Origin of the sequence: Streptomyces puniciscabiei (assembly GCF_006715785.1) — a bacterium.
Lineage (GTDB): Bacteria > Actinomycetota > Actinomycetes > Streptomycetales > Streptomycetaceae > Streptomyces > Streptomyces puniciscabiei.
In genome coordinates this window covers 6493444-6511331 of the sequence record NZ_VFNX01000001.1, presented here as the reverse complement: position 1 = coordinate 6511331, position 17888 = coordinate 6493444, and the positions used below count along the sequence as shown (strand labels likewise).

Sequence of the window (17888 nt, the reverse complement as noted above, 5' to 3'; positions counted from 1 at the left end):
GGTGATCGCCGCGACGACGGTGGGTTCTGTGTCTTCTGCCGATCCCGAGGCTGCCGTGGCCGCCCTGACCGACCCGGCGGTGCCCTATCTCATCGGGGTACGGCACCACGCGCCCTCCCTGGCCGCGGCCGTGCCCGCACTGCTGGACGCGGCCCGACCTGAGGTGCTGCTGGTCGAGCTCCCCGCCGAGATGCAGGAGTGGCTTCCCTGGCTCGCCCACGAGGAGACCAGGGCTCCGGTCGCTCTCGCCGCCGCGCCCGGGAACGGTGCCGGCGGCCCGGCGTTCTATCCCTTCGCCGACTTCTCACCGGAACTGGCGGCCGTGCGCTGGGCGGCGCGGCACGGCGTACCGGTGATCGCGTGCGACCTGCCGCTGGCGGACCGGGCCTGGGCGGGGGCGGCCGGGCCGGACCCGGCGGCCTCACCACAGGACCAGGATGCGGAAGCGGAGGCAACCGGATCGCCCCACACCCCGGCACCGGCGGCCGGCGGGGAGCGCGGCGCACCCGTTGCACCTGCGCAGGAGCCGGAATCCGACGCAAGAGCCTGGGCACCCAACTCGCCACCCGCGCAAGCCAACTGGATCACAGGGACGCGCGGCACCCCCACCTCACACACAGGCGAACGACCCCGAACGCCCGGCGTCCCGGCGGTGGCGACCGGTGGGCCCCGCGTCGGTTCCACCGCGGCCGGGCTCACCTCCGGCCTGCGTGCTCGGCTCACCGGCCGCCCCGGTGAGGACCTGTGGGACCGGCTCGTCGAGGCGGGCGCTCCCGGCTCGCCGCCGGAGGCTCTGCGGCGGGCCGCGCTGTTGACGGGGTGGGCGCTGCGGGCGGAGGCGATGGCCTCGGGCGGGGTGCCGGAGCTGGACCTGCGGCGCGAGCGGTGGATGCGGTCGTGCCTCGCCGCGGCCACGGCGCACGGCGAGCGGGCCGCCGTAGTCGTCGGCGCCTTCCACGCACCGGCGCTTCTGCCACCGCCGGACCGCGGAGACGCCGTTGCGACGGCGCCCGCTTCCCCTGCCGGGAAGGCACCGGGCCCTGCCCCGGCGTGGACGACCTCCCTCATCCCCTACAGCTACGCCCTGCTCGACGAACGGTCCGGCTATCCGGCCGGCATCCGTGACCCGGAGTGGCAGCACCTGGTGCTGGACGCGGCCGGTGACCCGCTCGCGCTGGAGGACGCGTTGACGCGGGCCGCCGTGCGGGTGTGCGCCGAGTTGCGGGCGCTGGGCCATCCGTCCGGGCCCGCCGACGCACGGGAGATCGCGCGGCTGGCCGGCGATCTCGCCCGGCTGCGGGGGCTGCCCGCGGCGGGCCGGGGTGAGCTGGTCGAGGCGGTGCAGACGGTGCTCGCACAGGGCGAGCCGTACGGTCGGGGGCGGGCCGTGGCCCGGGCGATGGAGAGGGTGCTCGTCGGGACGCGCACCGGCCGTCCGGCCCCGGCCGCGCCGCGCTGCGGCCTGGCACCGGCGGTCGAGGCGGAACTCGCCGAGCTGGGGCTGCCCGGTCCGGCGGACTCGGGCCGGGATGCCGCGCGGGATCTGCGCCTGGACCCGCTCCGCTCGGACCTGGACCGGCGCCGTGAACTGCTGCTGCGGCGCCTGGCCGTGTGTGCGGTGCCGTACGGCGAGCCGAGGGCGGTCGCCGGCACGGGTGGTGCCGACGCGCTCAGCTCGCGGTGGGAGGTGCGCTGGACGCCGGCCACCGCGGCCATGCTGACCGCGGCCGGCCTGCGCGGAGTCACGTCGGCGCAGGCCGCCGAGGGTGTGCTGCGGGAAGCCCGGCGCGTCGAGCGGGACGAGGGCGGGCCCACGGCGGCGCAGACCCTGCGGGGGCTGGAACGGGCGGCGGAGTGCGGCCTGCCCGAACTCGCGGACGAGCGGCTGGCCGACACCGCCGAGGTGCTGCCGGCCTCCGGCACACTGCCCGAACTCCTCTCCGGGCTCGCCCTGTTGGACCGGCTTCGGGCGGGGCACATCGCCGGACTCGGCAGCGACGAGGAACGTACGGCGCGGGCGGCGGCCGTCGCCGAACTGCTGACCGCCGCCGCGGTGCGCCAGGTCGAGGGGCTCGCAGGCTCCGAGGACCGGGGCGACGCACACGCTCTGCTGGAACTCGCCCACCGCGCCGATGCGTTGGGCGGGATACGGCTCACCGACGCGCTCACCCGGCTGGCGGACGGCGGTTCCCCGCTGATGCGGGGCGCCGCCGGAGCCGTACGCGTGCTGCTGGGACAGCAGGAGGCACAGGCGTTCGGCGACCGGGTCGCCTCCTGGGTGGACGGTGCCTGCGACGCCGGCTCCCGGGCGGCGCTCACCGCGCGGCTGACCGGTCTGCTCACGGCGGCCGGTCCACTGCTGGAATCGGCGCCGCCCGCGCTGGAACCGCTGCTGCGGCGGATGGTCGAGCTGTCCGACCGGGACTTCCTCGACCGGCTGCCGGCGCTGCGCGGCGGGTTCGACACGCTCAGCCCGGCCGCCCGGGACCGGCTGCTGGACACCGTCGAGCAGCGCCTGGGCGTGGAGAGTCCCCACAACACCGGCGGCCTCGATCCCGCGGCCCTCGCCGTGTGGACCCGCGCCGACCTGGCGGCCCGCGAGACCCTGGCCGCCTGGGGACTCCTCCCGTCCCACCGGCCCGCGGAGGGCACCGTCGCACCGAACACCGGGGAACCCGAGTGTCTCCCGCTCACGGACGACGACCACCGGCTCGCCCCGGCCGCCCGATGGCGTCTGGTGCTGGGCCGCAGGAGCAGCGGGCTGCCCGGCCCGGCGCAGCGCCTGGCCACCGCTCTGGACGAGCTGTACGGCAGCGGACACGGCGAGGGCAGCCGTGGGGATCTCTCGGGCCGAGGGGGCGCGGGGTCCCGCGGCGGGCGCGGGGCGCCGTATCCAGGGGTACGGGAGTGGTCCGAGGAGCTCGTGGCGCTGTTCGGTCCGGGCATCCGGGAGGAGGTGCTGGCGGCGGCCGCGGCGGCCGGCCGCCAGGATGTGTTCGCCGAGCTGGACCCGGACGCCGTACGGCCGTCCGTCGACCTGCTGCGCTCGGTGCTGCGGCACGCCGGCGGCCTGCCGGAGGCCCGGCTGGCCGCGCTGCGCCCGCTGGTCCGGCGCCTGGTGGAGGCCCTGACCCGGCAGTTGGCGACCCGGCTGCGCCCCGCGCTGCACGGCACCGCTTTGCCCCGCCCCAGCCGACGCCCCGGTGGCGGCCTCGATCTGCCCCGCACCCTGCGGGCGAACCTGGCCACCGCCCGCCGGATGCCGGACGGCACGATCCGGGTCGTGCCCGAGCGGCCCGTCTTCCGCAGCCGTGCCCGGCGGTCGGCCGACTGGCGGCTGATCCTGGTCACCGACGTGTCGGGGTCCATGGAGGCGTCCACGATCTGGGCGGCGCTCACCGCCTCGGTGCTGGCCGGGGTGCCCACCCTGTCCACGCACTTCCTGGCGTTCTCCACCGAGGTGATCGATCTGACCGACCACGTCGAGGACCCGCTCTCCCTCCTCCTGGAGGTCAGGGTCGGCGGCGGCACCCATATCGCCGCCGGGCTGCGGCACGCACGCGAACTGGTCACCGTGCCCTCGCGCACGCTCGTCGTGGTCATCAGCGACTTCGAGGAGGGCTACCCGGTCGGCGGGCTGCTCGCCGAGGTCCGCGCCCTGGTCGGCGCCGGCTGCCATGTGCTGGGCTGCGCGAGCCTCGACGACGCCGGTCTGCCCCGCTACTCCACCGGGGTGGCGGCCCAGCTGGTGTCGGCGGGCATGTCCGTGGCCGCTCTCAGTCCGCTCGAACTCGCCCGCTGGGTAGGGGAGAAGATCGCATGAGCCAGGGCATGCGGCAGGAATTGCCACCGGTCGCCCCGTCCGTGACCGCCGGTCTCGTCGCGGCGCTGCCGCCCCGGCTGCGCAAACGCCTCGACGCGGGCATCGCCAAGCTGGCGGACCGGCCGACCCGCCGAGACGGCGACACGGTGTGCATAGCCGTCGACGACGACACCGACCTCGAACTGCACGCACCGGACGGCACGGTGACCGACGCGGACGGCATCCGCTGCGGCTGCCTGCTGGCCCCGGACTGCCTCCACCGTGCGGCGGCCGCCTCGATGGCACCGATCGCCGACCCCGACTCCGGGGCTGCCGCGCAGAGTTCCGAGGAGTCGACGCCCCCCGCCGAGGCGTCGGTCGGACCGAAGACGCCGGGCGCCGGGCAAGAGGCCGTCGAGCGGAGGCCGGACGGCACCGAGCGAGGGGCGGGCGCCCAGGAGAAGGCCGGAGCCCGGCAAGGCGCGGTCGAGCCGACGACATCGGGAGCCGAGCAAGAGGTGTCGGAGGGTGAGCGGGCCGGCGCCGGGCGGCGTTCCGCCGTCCTCGCGCTCCGTGCGGCCGCGGCAGCCGTGCTCGACGCCGGTGCGGACGGCGCGGGCGCGGTGCTCCAGGCGGAGCTGCTGCGGGCCGCGCACACGGCGCGGCTCGCGGGCCTGCACCGAGCGGCCGCCTCTGCCGTCTCCGTGGTCACCGCGCTGCGCGCGGCCCGCGCGGGCGACCCCGCCCACCGTCTGGTGGACCTGGTCGGTGGTCTGCGTGACGTCCTCTCCGTGGCGCACCGCGTCCCGCACGCCACCGGCGCCGAACTGGCCGACCTGCGCGGCACCGCACGGCAGCCGTACCGCCCGGACGGCTCGCTGCGGCTGTACGGCCTGTTCTCCGAGCCGGTGCTCACCGCGAGCGGCTACGCGGGTGCCGTCACCTGGACCGCCGACGCCGAGGGGCGGCTGTACCAGGTGTCCGATGTCGCTCCGGGTGGTGCCGGGCGTGCGGTGGAGGCGGCCGACCGGACGGTCCGGCTCGGTGACACGGCCCTGACCCACCGTGAGCTGTCGCGCGCGGGCCTCGCGGTGTCGGGGGCCACCGTCTCCCCCACCGGCCGGCTCGGGGCGGGCGCCGGCGTGCGGGCGGTGAGGGCGTCGGGTGCCGGCTGGCGCGAGGAGCCGCTGGACCGGCTCTGGGCGGCCCCCATGGCCGAGCAGCTCATCCGCGCCCTGAACGGCGGCCATGACCTGTTGTTCCTGGAGGTCACCCTGCTCGGTACGGCGGTGGAGGCGGCGGGCGACTGTCTGCTCGCCGGGTGCGGCGGTGTCGTACTGCGGCTGACCGCCGCCCACGACCACCCCGCGCTCGCGCACCGGGACAACCTGCGGCTGCTGGCCGCCGCCCGGGGCGCCACGCTCCGGGTCGTCGCCCGGCTCGTCCCGGCCCCGCACCCCCGGGCCCAGCTCCTGGCCACCGAGCATCCGGCGCGGTCCGGTACCCGGGTCGACGTGGGCCTGGACCGGCTGCAGCGCGCGGACCTGCCGACCGCGTCCGCGTCCCCGGTACGGGAGGCGCCGAGCGTCGAGGAGGCTCCGCTCCATCTGCTGCGCCGCCGCGTCCAGCAGGCGGTCTCGGGAGGCCGGCGGGTGCTGTCCTTCCCGGGTGACACGGGCGCCGACGCCCGGCGGTTGAGCCGGTCCGGGCTGGCCACGGCGGGCGGTCTGCTGGAGGAACTGCACGCGTCGGCGGCGGAGCGCTCCCGGGACGTCTTCGGCCGTCTCCTCCCGGTGGACCCGGACCGCTTCGCCCGCGCCTGGCTGGCTGCGGCCCGCTACACCGAGGAGGTGGACCGCGCGCTGTGCGTCGCGGCCTGGTCGGGATAGCGCGAGAGGGCCCCGGCCGGAGTGCGGGGGTGAAGGGACGCGACACCGGACGGGCCGCCGTTCCCCCGTGCCGGCGGCCCGCCGCACGGAGGTCCGCACAGGCCGGTGCCGCGGGTTGCAGTGTGCGACAGCCGGGGGCCGCGGGGGTATGCGTACAAGTACGTACGTGGACGGCCGAGGACGGGCCGCGAGGCGACCGGAGAGGAACAGGTGGGGCTGGACAAGGCTTATGAGCGCATGACGGCGGTCGCCGTGGCGGCGCTGCACGATCGGGAGCCCGCGCACCTGTGGCCGATGCTCGCCGGCGCCCTGACGGATCTGTGCGGCGGCGAGGCGGCGATCCACAAACTGGACGACTGGAGCGAGCACGCGGGCACGATCGGTGCGGCGCCCGATGCTGCCGCCGCCGAGCTGGGCCGGCTCGGGGAATCGGACCTGGCCCTGCTCCGCGCGGGATATCCCTTCGCCCGGCACTATGCCGACAGGACCGACCGGTTGCCCGTCACCGCCCGTCGGGCGGCGGGGCGGCGCTGGCCGGGCAGTCCCACGGCGCGTCTGCTGGGCGAAGCGCTCGACGTCGATCAGGTGCTGGGCGTGCCGCTTCCCGAGAGCACCACCCCGGTCACCGGGTGCCTGGTCTACCGCGCCGGTAGGGACTTCACCGACGACCATCTCGCCATGGCGGAGCGCGCGCAGCCGCTGCTGGCGGCCGTGGAGCGGCAGCGGCTGCTGCTGGAGGAGTGGCGGCGCGGGCTCGGGCCGGGCGGAGCGCCGGACGAGCGGGCGGCGGACTGCGCGCTGACGCCCCGCGAGACGACCGTCCTGCTGCTGCTCACCGACGCGCTCACCGCCGACGCCATCGGCCGTCGCCTCGGCATCTCCGTCCGCACGGTGCACAAGCACGTCGAGAACATCTACCGCAAGCTGGGCACCCGCGACCGGCTGGGCACCGTGCTGCGCGCCCAGCGACTCGGTCTGGTGCCGTCACCCGGTCCACCCTGAGCCAGAGCGCGACTTGCGCGATTCATTGCTGTGGAGCGGTCCGCCGGAGCCGAGCCGATGCTCGTCTCGAGGTTCCCGAGGACGCGGGTCGGCCAAGCGCGCACCCGGTCCCGGTGGCGGCCGGTCCGCCGCGCGAGGCCGGCGAGCTCCTCCCGCGCGTCGGCCTCGCAGCTGTACGCGCGCCGGGTGTCCGCCCAGCGGCAGGCGAGCGCCGTCTTGCCCACCCCGGGCAGCCCGGCGAGGACGGCGAGCCGCACCCTGCCGGGTTCGCCGCACAGGCTGTTCATCCGGTCGAGCTCGGCGACCCGGTTGCCGAACGTGCCGGTCAGGGCTGGCAGTTGGTCGGGCTGGACACCGGGAGCCGCCGGGCCAGACCGTGGCGGCTTCGGTCAGGTCGGGCAGCAGGGGACTGTGCCGTTCGACGCGTGTGCCGCCGTCGACCAGCGCGTCGGCCACCCGGTTCACGCCCGTCCGCACAGCGGAACCGGTCGGAATGAGCGGATGGTTGTCGAGGACCAGGACCCGGAAGTCAGGGAGGCGCTCGTGGCGCGGGGGCGGCAGCGTCACGTTGTGCGCCACACCAAGCGTGCCCGGGCCCACGAGTCGATTTTGGATCGTCCGAGAGACGATCTCCTGCCGTCGCCTGCCGCGCACCCCGCGAGACCACCTCATGCCGGCGCCCCGACCTGGGCCAGGACGACGCAGCTGCGGCACATGCGTCAGCCGAGGAAGCTCAGCCGCACCTGGCGGCTGGGGTTGTCCCTGTTGGTGTCGACCAGGCAGACCGACTGCCAGGTGCCCAGCTCCAGGCGGCCGGCGATCACGGGCAGGGTGGCGTGGGGTGGGACGAGGGCCGGGAGGACGTGGTCGCGGCCGTGGCCGGGGCTGCCGTGGCGGTGCTGCCAGCGGTCGTCGGCGGGGAGCAGGGTGTGCAGGGCGGCAAGGAGGTCGTCGTCGCTGCCGGCGCCCGTCTCGATGACGGCGATTCCGGCCGTTGCGTGCGGGACGAAGACGCTGAGCAGGCCGTCGCGGCCGGCCGCCGCCTCGCGCAGGAAGTCCTCGCAGTCGGCGGTGAGGTCGACGACGCGCTCCCGGGAACCGGTGGAGATGTGCAGCATGCGGGTGGTGAAGGCATCTGGCATGCCCCCATCCTGGCTCATACGCCGGCTTCCGCACCGTGTGGCAGGAGCACGTCCTGAGACGCCGGTCCACAGATCGAGACGCCATTGACCGTGGGCCGGGCATCTGGCTACGTTCTGCCGCATGTTGCGTTCAGCCCTGCTCACCACGCGCGGTCATATCGACCTGCTGCGGGTGGCCTCCGCCGCGTGTCGCCGCGGCCGCTGACGCCCTTTTCCGTTTCTCCCCCCTCCCGGGCTCCGCTGCCCCGCCCGTGACCTCACGTTGAGGCGGGCATGACCTGTCGGCGTACGAGCCGAGTCCCCCGTACTCCCCACCCGTGCTCTTCCCCTCCGTGGAGCAGCCCATGAGCATCAGCCATGCCCCACCCAGCTCTTCCGATCCGGATATTTCCGGTATACCCAACTCCGACGATCGCGGGGCGGCGCATTCCGAACGCTCCGCCCCGGACCTCCAGCCCGTCGTCCCCGCCTCCTTCCGCGGCCTGCGCATCCCCCGCTGGCTGCGCCGCACCGCCGGCCCGGTCCTGCTACTCGCCCTGTGGCAACTCCTCAGCGCCGCTGGCGTGCTGACGGCGGATGTGCTCGCGTCACCGGGCCGTATCGGTCAGGTCGGCTGGGACCTGGTCAGTGACGGTTCGCTGCCGTCGGCCCTGGGCACCTCGCTGCAGCGGGTCGCGTTCGGGCTGCTGTTCGGGACCCTGATCGGTACCGGACTCGCCCTGGTCTCGGGGCTGTTCAGCGTCGGTGAGGACCTGGTGGAGTGTCGCGGTCGCCGTAGACAAGCCGCTCGTCGCCTCCGAGCAGCAGATCGTCGACAGCTTCGCCAAGTTGAGGCTCATCCCGCAGAAGGTGGACTTCGGCAACTTCGTGGACACGCGGTTCAACGGTGATCTGCCGCCGTCGACGACCCCGGCCAAGGGCTGAGGAAGGAGACATCGGCATGACCGTACGACCGCATGGGTTCCCGCCGACCGGCGGCGACGGGCGCACGCTGGTCGACCGGCATGCCTACGGCCCCACCGGCGCCCGCAAGGCCGCCGGGGTCCGGGCCCCGGGCATGTCGGCCCGTGGCCTGCTGGACCGTACGGCGACTCCGGTCGCAGGGGGCCAGACGCCACTGCTGGTCTCCGGCGGACGCTGAGCCGGGGCGTGGCGGGGCCCTGTCCGGCTCCGGGGCCCTGCCCATCGGGCACTCGGGAAGATCCACGCCCGGAACCAGGTTAGTAGAATCGTGAACGAATCGAGTGAGGTCGAGGTTGTTGTCATCGGCGCCGGTCAGGCCGGGCTGTCCAGCGCCTACCATCTGCGGCGCACCGGTTTCGAGCCGGACCGCGACTTCGTGGTCCTCGACCACTCCCCCGCGCCGGGCGGCGCCTGGCAGTTCCGGTGGCCCTCGCTGACGTACGGCAAGGTGCACGGGATGCACGCGCTGCCCGGCATGGAGCTGACGGACGCCGACCCCGCGCGCCCCTCGGCGGAGGTGATCGGTGAGTACTTCGACCGGTACGAGCGCACCTTCGGCCTGCGCGTGCGACGGCCCGTCGACGTACGCGCGGTACGGGAGGGAGACGGCGGGCGGCTGCTCGTGGAGACCTCGGCCGGCACCTGGTCGACGCGCGCCCTGATCAATGCGACCGGCACATGGGACCGGCCGTTCTGGCCCCGTTATCCCGGCCAGGAGACCTTCCGTGGGCGGCAGTTGCACACCGCGCAGTACGCCGGACCCGAGGAGTTCGCCGGCCGGCGTGTCGTGGTCGTGGGCGGCGGCGCCTCGGGTACCCAGCACCTGCTGGAGCTGGCCCCGTACGCGGCCGCGACCACCTGGGTGACCCGGCGGCCTCCCGTGTTCCGCGAGGGCTCGTTCGACCCGGAGGCGGGCCGCGCGGCCGTCGCGCTAGTGGAGGAGCGGGTGCGCCAGGGTCTGCCCCCGCGCAGCGTGGTCTCGGTCACCGGGCTGCCCCTCAACGACGCCGTCCGGCGGGGGCTCGCGGACGGAGTACTGGACCGGCAGCCGATGTTCGACCGGATCACCCCGGACGGTGTGGAGTGGGACGGCGGACGGCACGTCACCGCCGATGTGATCCTCTGGGCGACCGGGTTCCGTGCCGCGCTGGATCACCTCCGTCCGCTGCGGCTGCGCGAGCCGGGCGGCGGGATCCGGGTCGAGGGCACCCGGGCGGTGGCCGATCCGCGCGTCCATCTCGTCGGCTACGGGCCGTCGGCCAGCACCATCGGCGCGAACCGGGCCGGCCGCGCGGCCGTCCGGGACATCAGGCGACTGCTGGCCGGGGAACAGCCGGTCGCCGCGTGACGTACCGCCGGCTCAGCGGGCCGAGGACCGCGAGGAGGACCGAGTCCGGCTCGGGCTCTGCGGCCGGCCGGTGCCCTCGTGGAGGGAGTTGAACTCCGCCACGTTGCGCATGTGCGTCGCGTACTCGGAGGTGAAGCGGGTGTCTCCGGGCTTGACCGTGACGAAGTACAGCCAGTCGCCCGGCGTCGGGTTGAGCGCGGCGCGCATCGCGTCCTCGCCGGGGTTGTCGATCGGTGTGGGCGGCAGGCCCATGCGCTGGTAGGAGTTGTAGGGGCTCTCGATGCGGGTGTCGTCCTGGGTGGTGTGGACGGTGTTGCGGTTCAGCGCGTAGTTGATCGTCGAGTCCATCTGCAGCGGCATCCCGCGCTCGAGCCGGTTGAGGACGACCCGGGCGACCTTGCCCATGTCCGCCTTGGTCGCGGCCTCGGCCTGGACGATGCTGGCGATGGTGACGGTCTGGTAGAGGTTCGTCGCGTTGCGCTGCGCCCCGGCCGCGATCGGCGCCGCGTCGAACTTGCTGTCGGCGGTGTCGACCATGAAGCGCAGCAGGGACTCGGGGGTCGCTCCCTTCCGTAGGGGATATGTCGCCGGGTAGAGATAGCCCTCCGGGTTCCCGGCGGCGTCCCTCGGCAGCTTCAGACCGGCCTTTGCGACGGACCTGCGTGTGCTTCCGGGAGGCAGCCTCAGGGCCTTGTCGATCGCGTCGTACACCTGGCTCGCACGCCAGCCCTCAGGGACGACGAGTGTGGCGGCCGGTGTCTGCTCGGGTCCGCTGTTCATCGTCAGCAGCGGCACCGCCACGGCGGTACCGGCCACGACGGCGCCGGCCACGACGAGGACGAGTCTGCCCCGGCGTGTCAGTCGGATCGTGCTCCGTGGCGGAATGTTCGTCTGCATGCGGGAACGGTAATACGCATATCACCATGAACCCGGCATCTGTTCGGTCTGTCGGTCACAGCGTCAGCGCGTCGGTCCCGGCCGCCTTCAGCTCGCCGGTTCGAGCTGCGCGTCCCGGCGCACCAGCGCGGCGTACCGCCCGTCCAGTTCCAGCAGTTCCTCGTGGCTGCCGCGTTCGGCGACCCGTCCGGAGTCGAGGACCACGATCTGGTCGGCGCCGCGGATCGTGGACAGGCGGTGGGCGATGGTGATCGTCGTCCGGTCGGCCGACAGGGCGTCGATCGCCTCCTGTACGGCCGCCTCCGTACGGGTGTCGAGCGCACTGGTCGCCTCGTCGAGGATGAGGACCGGCGGATCGCGCAGGATGGTGCGGGCGATCGCGAGGCGCTGCTTCTCGCCGCCGGAGAATCGGTGGCCGCGCTCGCCGACGACCGTGTCGTAGCCATCGGGCAGCGCGGCTATGTGGTCGTGTATCTGCGCCGCCCTGGCCGCCGCCTGCAGTTCCTCGTCCGTGGCGTCCGGCTTGGCGAATCGGAGGTTGTCGGCGACCGAGGCGTGGAAGAGGTACGTCTCCTGCGAGACGACGCCGACCGCGCGGGCGAGGGTGTCGAAGTCTAGGTCCCGGACGTCGACCCCGTCGATGGTGACGCGGCCTTCGGTGACGTCGTAGAGGCGGGGCACCAGATAGCCGAGCGTGGACTTGCCGGCACCGGTCGGGCCGACGACGGCGAGGCTGCCGCCCGCCGGCACGGTGATGTCGACGCCGTCGAGGACGGCGCGGGCCCCGCTGTCATGGTCGTAGCGGAACTCCACGCCCTCGAAGCGGACTTCGCCCTTGACCTGGTCGAGGTGGACGGGCCGCTCGCGCTCGGTGATGTCGATGGGCAGGTCCAGATACTCGAAGATGCGCTGGAACAGGGCGAGGGAGGTCTGGATCTGGACACCGGTGGCGAGCAGACTCACGGCCGGCCGGAACAGTCCCTGCTGGAGCGAGACGAACGCCACGATGGTGCCCAGGGAGACCTTGGGGCCGCCGAACTGCAGGGCCAGGCCGGCCGTCCAGTAGATGACGGCGGGCATGGCGGCCATGACGATGGTGATCACGGCCATGCGCCAGCGCCCGGCCATGTTCGACCTCACTTCCAGGTCGACCAGGCGCTCGGACTCCTCGGCGAAGGACGCGGTGAGCGAGTCGGAGCGGCCCATGGTGCGGCCGAGCAGGATGCCGCTGACCGAGAGCGACTCGGTGACGGTGGCCGCCATCGCGGCCATCTGTTTCTGCCGCTGTGTGGTGATCTTCTTGCGTTCGTTGCCGACGCGGCGGCTGATCCACACGAACACCGGCAGCAGGAGCAGGGAGACGATCGTGAGCCGCCAGTCGAGGGCGACCATCGCGACGATCGTGGCGACCACGCTGGTGGCGTTGGAGACCAGGGAGGTGGCGGTCGAGGTGACGGTGGCCTGCATGCCGCCGATGTCGTTGGCGATCCGGGACTGCACCTCGCCGGTGCGCGTGCGCGTGAAGAAGGCGAGCGACATGCGCTGCAGGCGGCCGTAGACGGCGGTGCGCAGGTCGTGCATGACGCGCTGGCCGACGGTGGTCGAGATCAACGTCTGGAGCACGCCGAAGACGCTGGAGAGGACGGCACTGAGGATCATGCCGAGCGCGAGCAGGCTGAGCAGGCCGGTGCGGCCCTGGGGGATCGCGACGTCCAGCGTCTCCTTGAGCAGGAACGGCGTGGCCACCGAAACCAGCGAGGAGGCGCCGACCAGCAGGCCGACGATCGCGAGCCGCCCGCGGTAAGGGCGGAAGAGCTTCAGGATGCGGCGCACCTGCCGGGGCTGTTCCTTGGCGTCGGCAGGCGGGGTCCAGGACGGTTCTCGGTCGGGATGCATGGGCTCCTACGGAGGTGAACGGGCGTCGGCCGGGGTCGGCCGACGATGACGAACGGATCGTAGCTCATTGTTACCTATACTCACAATGAACGGCATCCTGATATTGTTCCCGCATGACCACCCCCGATTCCGACGGCCTGCTCGCCGAGCAGTTGCTGCGGCTGACCCGCCGGGTGCACCGCATCCAGAAACGCCATCTGGAACGGCACGACCTGGGCGTCACCCCGGCCCAGTCCCGGCTGCTGCGCACCCTCGCGCACTACGCCTCGCCGCCGCGCATGGCCGACCTCGCCGAGCGCCTGGAGGTGGTGCCGCGCGCGGTGACGACGCTGGTCGACGGGCTGGAGGCGAGCGGGAAGGTACGGCGGGTGGCGGATCCGGCGAACCGACGGGTGACCCGGATCGAGCTGACGGACGAAGGGCGCACGACCCTGCGCGAACTGCGCGGCGCACGCCGCTCGGCGGCCGAGGAGATCCTCGCTCCGCTGACGGAGAAGGAGCGCCAGGTGCTCGGCGTGCTGCTGGACACCCTCATCGAGGGGGACGGCGGCCAGCGCTGCTGAACGCGGCGCACCGGGCTCCGTGTACAGCGCGGCGGGCCGCACACCGCCCTCGGTGCACGCACGGCCCGCCGGTTTGCGATCACCCACGTGTGGAGCAAGCTCCTCGACGCTCAGCCGACGTTGCAGAACGAGTTCCTCGACGCTCAGCCGACGTTGCGGAGCGAGCTCTCGACGGTCAGCGCGCTTCCGGCGCGGGCTCCTTGGCGGCCGGCCGTACCCCGACTGCGGGCTCCGACCCCTGACCCTCGTCGGGTATGGACGCGATCTCCCCGTCCAGCACCTTCTTCGCCCGCGCGATGTCCAGCGCGCCCTCCCAGCGCGAGACCGCGAACACGGCGACGCAGTTGCCGAGCAGGTTGGTGGTGACCCGCATGGAGTCCATGATCCGGTCGACGCCGAGCAGCAGGGCGACCGCTCCGGCCGGGACGACACCCAGCGAGGTCGCGGTCGCGGACAGCGCGAGGAAGGCCGAACCGGGCACGCCCGCCATGCCCTTGCTGGTCAGCATCAGCACGAGGATCACCGTGATCTGGCGGCCCGGGCCGAGGTCGACGCCCACCGCCTGGGCGATGAAGAGCGTGCCGATGGAGAGGTAGAGCGAGGCGCCGTCGAGGTTGAAGGAGTAGCCCGTCGGCAGCACCAGGCCCACCGCGTCGTCGCGAGCGCCGGCCTTGCGCAGCTTCTGCATCACGCGCGGCATGACCGACTCGGTGGAGGCGGTGCCGAGCGCGAGCAGCATCTCCTCGCGGATGTAGCGCAGGAACTTCCACAGGCTGAGCCCGGTGAGCATGCGCAGGGCGACGGCGAGCAGCACGATGAACAGCGCCGCGGCCACGTAGCACAGGATGATCAGCTCGGCGCACGTCTCGATCACACCGAGCCCGTACTGGCCGATCAGGACGGCCATCGCGCCGAACACCGCGATCGGCGCCAGTCGCATGACGAAGCCGACGATAGCGAAGATGACCTCCTGGGCCTGCTCGACGGCGGGCAGCACCTGCGGCACCTTGGTGTGCCCGAGGTGCAGCAGCGCGGCGCCCACCAGGCAGGCCAGGACGAGCACCTGGAGCAGGGAGTTCTCGGCGAAGGCGCCGATGAAACTGGTGGGCAGCGCATTTACGATGAACTCGGTCGTCGTGGGCAGCGAGCCGCCGCCCGTCTTCGCGTCGACCGCCTTGGCGCTCAGCGCGGACGGGTCGACGTGCATGCCGGAGCCGGGCCGGACGACGTTGGCGGCGATCAGGCCGATGATCAGGGCCGCCGTGCTCGCGACCTCGAACCAGATCAGGGCCTTGAGCCCGATCCGGCCGAACGCCTTCAGATCACCGGCCTTGGCGATGCCGACGACGACAACACAGAACACCAGCGGGGAGATTATCGTCTTGATGAGCCGGGTGAAACCGTCACCGAGCGGCTGAAGGTCCGTGGCCACGCCGGGCCACAGCTTCCCGACGACGATGCCGAGCACGAGCGCACAGGCGACCTGCGCGAAGAGGGAGGTACGCAGTATGCGTGCGACGCGTCGCGGCAGGGACGGTACGGACTGCGGCACGGGCACTCCTGGAAGGGGACGTCGACTCACGGAAGCCGGACGGGACTTCTGTGATGCGGAAAGCAGTTTCCGCGTCGATCACTCTGGAGGCGTTGTTGATCCCCATGGAGACGCCCGTGTCACAGCCGTGTAAATCACCCGCCGCGTGGCGCACCTGACATCGCGCCGTGCTCAGCAGCGCTCGCGATCCTCCGTCAGCACTCCCTGAACCGTGGTCAGCGAACGGTCGTAGCAGCCGTCGGAGCCGTACAGCCGATAGCGCTCGCTCGACGTGCCGACCGCATGCCGCTGGTCGCGCGGGACGTTGATGGTGTACGCCGCGTCACCGCTGTAGGTGTCGTCGAGCCGGGACCACGCGATGCGCCGGCCCTCTCGTAGTTCCACGACCGACGCGCGGTCGCCGAGCGTCAGGACAGTGCGCAGCCTGTCGTCCGTGCCGACGGTCGTCGCGCCGTGCATCGTGTACGTCCGGTCGGTGTGCGTGGTCCGGGCGGGACCGTGGCCGCCTACGGTGACCGTCTGGTCGTCGGACCAGGTCGCGTCCAGTCCGTCGGTGTTCTCGCCGTCGGTCCAGCGGTGGACGGAGGTGTTGGCGAGCGTCCGGGTGACGGTGGTGGTCACGCGGCCGTGCGAGGTGTCGAGGTAGCCGGACACGGTGAGCCGGTGTCCGGCCTCGGTGTTCACGCGGTTCTCGGTACCGGGCGTGTAGACGGAGGAGTTGGCGATGTCCGTCGCCCTGTTCCCGGTGAGCGCCCCCGTCAGGTGGGAGCGGTACGCGTCCTGCCAGACCAGGACGTTCACCGGTGCGCTCCAGCCCGACTGGCCCGCTGGCACTCCGACGACGGAGACCTCGACGCGGTGCGGGCGCCCGTCGTCGAGCAGGCCCGCGAAAGGCGTGAGGTCGTATTCGATCGGCCGGACGTCGAAGGCGCCCGGCGCCGGAATGACGTACCAGAGGAAGGGGTTGGACCAGCCGCCGGTCCAGACGTTCGGGAACGGCGCGGCGATTCCCGCGAGTTGGCCGTCGACCTTGATCTGCACCTCGCGGTACGGGCCGTGATCGGCCTTGCAGGAGTACGACGCCGGGTCGGCCACGGTCAGGTACCAGAACTCCTCGCAGCCGCCGCCCGAACCGGTCGCGTAGACCTCGGCGACGATCCGCTCGCTGTTGCGCGGGGTGGTGAGGGTCGTGCCGCCGGGCGTGTCGGCGAGGGTGAGCACGCGGTCGGGGGTCCGCTGCGTGGGGCGGCCGGCGTAGAAGGTCAGGGTGACGTGCACGTCGATGACGCCTGTGTAGGTGTCGTCCACGACGTTGCCGATCAGCATCTCGACGTCCTGCGGGCTGCGGAAGGTGTCGCTGTAGCGGGTGACGTCCTTCTCGACGTGCCATGCGATGCCGTCGGGCGAGGGCTCCGGGGTGGAGGTGCGCAGGATCTCGACCCCGCCGACGTGCAGATAGCCGAGGCGGTCGTACTGACGGCCCTTCACCTTGCCGTCGAGTCGCAGCACGACCTTGCTCCAGTGGTCGCCGCAGCCCTGGGGCGGGGTGTACGCGCCCCGGTACGGCGTGAAGTCGCGGAACTGGGCGTCGGCGAGGGTGACCTGGCACGACTTGGTGTGCGGCCGCTCGACGGGCGGCGCCGCGGTGACCGGGTCGTGCCAATCGGTACCGAACTCGGCTGGAACATCGGCCGCTTGGGCCGTAGCGGCTCCGGTGCCGAAGAGCGCACTCGCCAGGAGGGTCGCTCCGGCAAGCATGGACATGACTATCCGTCTTCTCATGGCCGGTGTTCTACGGCCAGTCGGGACCCGGCGCAATGACGCCTCGGGAACAACGGCGCGATCGTACGTCGGGCGCGTCGGCCGCGTCGGCGCGGAGTCGCTCATCGTGTGCGTCGGCGCCCAGCCGCCCCCATCGGGGCCGGGCCTGTCCTGGCCGCCGGACGGCGCCAACGCGGCGGTGCGTTCAGGCGCGCAGTTCCGCCCGGTCGCCCATCACCATCACGGGGTGCCGGACCGGGTCCAGCGTGCGCAGCAGGTACTCCATGGCGTCCTTGGACACGCTGACGCACGCGGACGTGCCGTCGCCGTGGTCGAGATGCAGCCAGATGCCGCCGCCCTTGTCGTCGCCCTCCGGGCGCGTGGGGTCGTGCGGCGGGGTGCCCGGGAGACGGTTGTAGTCGATGGCGATGACGTAGTCGAAGTCGTGCTGGTGCGCCTCGTCCCAGTCGTTCGGCGGCGCGTAGGCGCCCTCGTCCTGGTCGTACGGCAGCCGGGTGCCGGGGTTGCCGAGCACACCCCCCGCGTCGGAGAGACCGAACACGCCGACGGGACTGCGCTCGTCACCCATGTGATGGTCCGTGGTCCAGCCGTACCGGCCGTTGTGCCCCGGCCAGTCGGCCACCGGCCGCCACTGCGCGCCCTCCCGGGTGTACAGCACGACCGTGGAGTCGGCCGAGTCCTCGGCCTCGCCATACACCACGACGACCTGGTCCGAGTCACGTGGGATCTGCCGGTAGAGCCGGTGACCGACGCCCGGGATGCGGGTCGGGTCGGCCGTGGGGAGGGCCGGCACCGACGGGCTCGACCCGGCCTCGCCGCGCGAACCCGTCGCCCCGCCGGCGCGGGCCGGCCCGGAGGTGCCCGTGCCGCACGCCGACAGAGTCGCCAGCAGAGTTCCAAAAGCCGTCACCGCGACCGCCATTCGCCGCACACTCTGGATCCGCACGCACCCATCGTGGCATCACATAACGGGTGTTTGTGCGATCTTCTGGACATTCGGGTGACGGCCTCGCGCTCCGTCGACCGCCCGGCCAGTGGCCGGAAGCCGGTGG

12 protein-coding genes and 4 pseudogenes are annotated in these 17888 nt (G+C 73.0%); 9 read left to right on the top strand and 7 right to left on the bottom strand.

Going from position 1 to position 17888, the window contains the following annotated elements:
• Positions 1 to 28: 28 nt before the first annotated feature.
• The 3 genes from FB563_RS30170 to FB563_RS30160 all read left to right on the top strand — a co-directional run bounded on the left by FB563_RS30170 (position 29) and on the right by FB563_RS30160 (position 6693).
• Complete coding sequence (locus FB563_RS30170; protein WP_167528515.1) at positions 29 to 3823, top strand: DUF5682 family protein; 3795 nt, start codon at positions 29 to 31, stop codon at positions 3821 to 3823.
• An 8-nt stretch (positions 3824 to 3831) separates the two neighbouring features.
• The gene (locus FB563_RS30165) at positions 3832 to 5691 is read left to right on the top strand and encodes a hypothetical protein (RefSeq protein ID WP_055707325.1); all 1860 of its coding nucleotides are present in this window, start codon (positions 3832 to 3834) and stop codon (positions 5689 to 5691) included.
• Between the two features lie 210 nt (positions 5692 to 5901).
• Positions 5902 to 6693 carry a helix-turn-helix transcriptional regulator gene (locus FB563_RS30160; protein ID WP_055707324.1) on the top strand — a complete coding sequence of 264 codons (792 nt, stop codon included), beginning with the start codon at positions 5902 to 5904 and terminating at the stop codon, positions 6691 to 6693.
• 369 nt (positions 6694 to 7062) lie between these two features.
• Here FB563_RS30160 and FB563_RS44250 read toward each other — a convergent pair.
• Together FB563_RS44250 and FB563_RS30150 are read right to left on the bottom strand one after the other, a co-directional pair.
• Positions 7063 to 7287, bottom strand: a pseudogene (locus FB563_RS44250) (amidase); the annotation flags it as partial.
• Between the two features lie 125 nt (positions 7288 to 7412).
• Positions 7413 to 7835 (bottom strand): secondary thiamine-phosphate synthase enzyme YjbQ, encoded by a 423-nt coding sequence (locus tag FB563_RS30150; protein WP_055707323.1) that lies wholly within the window; start codon positions 7833 to 7835, stop codon positions 7413 to 7415.
• A gap of 121 nt (positions 7836 to 7956) precedes the next feature.
• Here FB563_RS30150 and FB563_RS45545 point away from each other — a divergent pair, with 121 nt between their 5' ends.
• The 5 genes and pseudogenes from FB563_RS45545 (at position 7957) to FB563_RS30130 (ending at position 10146) form a co-directional block, all read left to right on the top strand.
• Positions 7957 to 8040: a putative leader peptide gene (locus FB563_RS45545; protein WP_313884353.1), complete on the top strand. Its 84-nt coding sequence runs from the start codon at positions 7957 to 7959 to the stop codon at positions 8038 to 8040.
• A 139-nt stretch (positions 8041 to 8179) separates the two neighbouring features.
• Positions 8180 to 8596 (top strand): annotated as a pseudogene (locus FB563_RS44245) (ABC transporter permease); the annotation flags it as partial.
• Between the two features lies 1 nt (position 8597).
• Positions 8598 to 8759: pseudogene (locus tag FB563_RS30140) on the top strand (ABC transporter substrate-binding protein); the annotation flags it as partial.
• Positions 8760 to 8775: 16 nt separating this feature from the next.
• Positions 8776 to 8889, top strand: a pseudogene (locus FB563_RS45540) (alkanesulfonate monooxygenase); the annotation flags it as partial.
• Positions 8890 to 9066: 177 nt separating this feature from the next.
• Entirely contained in the window at positions 9067 to 10146 is a 1080-nt protein-coding gene (locus FB563_RS30130; protein ID WP_055707320.1) for an NAD(P)-binding domain-containing protein, read from the top strand.
• 12 nt (positions 10147 to 10158) lie between these two features.
• Here the strand turns inward: FB563_RS30130 and mltG are convergent, their stop codons facing one another.
• Positions 10159 to 11043, bottom strand: coding sequence for an endolytic transglycosylase MltG (mltG, locus tag FB563_RS30125; RefSeq protein ID WP_055707319.1), 885 nt, complete (start codon positions 11041 to 11043; stop codon positions 10159 to 10161).
• Between the two features lie 87 nt (positions 11044 to 11130).
• On the bottom strand, positions 11131 to 12939 hold the full coding sequence (locus FB563_RS30120; protein ID WP_055707318.1) for an ABC transporter ATP-binding protein: 1809 nt from the start codon (positions 12937 to 12939) through the stop codon (positions 11131 to 11133).
• Between the two features lie 113 nt (positions 12940 to 13052).
• On the opposite strand from FB563_RS30120, the gene FB563_RS30115 reads away from it, so the two are divergent.
• A complete protein-coding gene (locus tag FB563_RS30115) occupies positions 13053 to 13502 on the top strand; it encodes a MarR family winged helix-turn-helix transcriptional regulator (protein ID WP_055707317.1) in 450 nt (149 codons plus the stop codon).
• 175 nt (positions 13503 to 13677) lie between these two features.
• On the opposite strand, the gene FB563_RS30110 is transcribed toward FB563_RS30115, so the two are convergent.
• The 3 genes from FB563_RS30110 to FB563_RS30100 all read right to left on the bottom strand — a co-directional run bounded on the left by FB563_RS30110 (position 13678) and on the right by FB563_RS30100 (position 17758).
• Positions 13678 to 15054, bottom strand: coding sequence for a cation:dicarboxylate symporter family transporter (locus tag FB563_RS30110; protein WP_055707316.1), 1377 nt, complete (start codon positions 15052 to 15054; stop codon positions 13678 to 13680).
• 171 nt (positions 15055 to 15225) lie between these two features.
• On the bottom strand, positions 15226 to 16836 hold the full coding sequence (locus tag FB563_RS30105; RefSeq protein ID WP_324615852.1) for a peptide-N4-asparagine amidase: 1611 nt from the start codon (positions 16834 to 16836) through the stop codon (positions 15226 to 15228).
• A gap of 184 nt (positions 16837 to 17020) precedes the next feature.
• The gene (locus FB563_RS30100; RefSeq protein WP_055707314.1) at positions 17021 to 17758 is read right to left on the bottom strand and encodes a L,D-transpeptidase family protein; all 738 of its coding nucleotides are present in this window, start codon (positions 17756 to 17758) and stop codon (positions 17021 to 17023) included.
• Positions 17759 to 17888 lie beyond the last annotated feature (130 nt).

What these genes read in the sequence shown, in the direction of transcription:
- FB563_RS30120 (WP_055707318.1), bottom strand. Translation starts at nt 12,939, where the DNA reads ATGCATCCCGACCGAGAACCGTCCTGGACCCCGCCTGCCGACGCCAAG.
- FB563_RS30150 (WP_055707323.1), bottom strand. Translation starts at nt 7,835, where the DNA reads ATGCCAGATGCCTTCACCACCCGCATGCTGCACATCTCCACCGGTTCC.
- FB563_RS30100 (WP_055707314.1), bottom strand. Translation starts at nt 17,758, where the DNA reads ATGGCGGTCGCGGTGACGGCTTTTGGAACTCTGCTGGCGACTCTGTCG.
- FB563_RS30105 (WP_324615852.1), bottom strand. Translation starts at nt 16,836, where the DNA reads ATGAGAAGACGGATAGTCATGTCCATGCTTGCCGGAGCGACCCTCCTG.
- mltG (WP_055707319.1), bottom strand. Translation starts at nt 11,043, where the DNA reads ATGCAGACGAACATTCCGCCACGGAGCACGATCCGACTGACACGCCGG.
- FB563_RS45545 (WP_313884353.1), top strand. Translation starts at nt 7,957, where the DNA reads ATGTTGCGTTCAGCCCTGCTCACCACGCGCGGTCATATCGACCTGCTG.
- FB563_RS30115 (WP_055707317.1), top strand. Translation starts at nt 13,053, where the DNA reads ATGACCACCCCCGATTCCGACGGCCTGCTCGCCGAGCAGTTGCTGCGG.
- FB563_RS30165 (WP_055707325.1), top strand. Translation starts at nt 3,832, where the DNA reads ATGCGGCAGGAATTGCCACCGGTCGCCCCGTCCGTGACCGCCGGTCTC.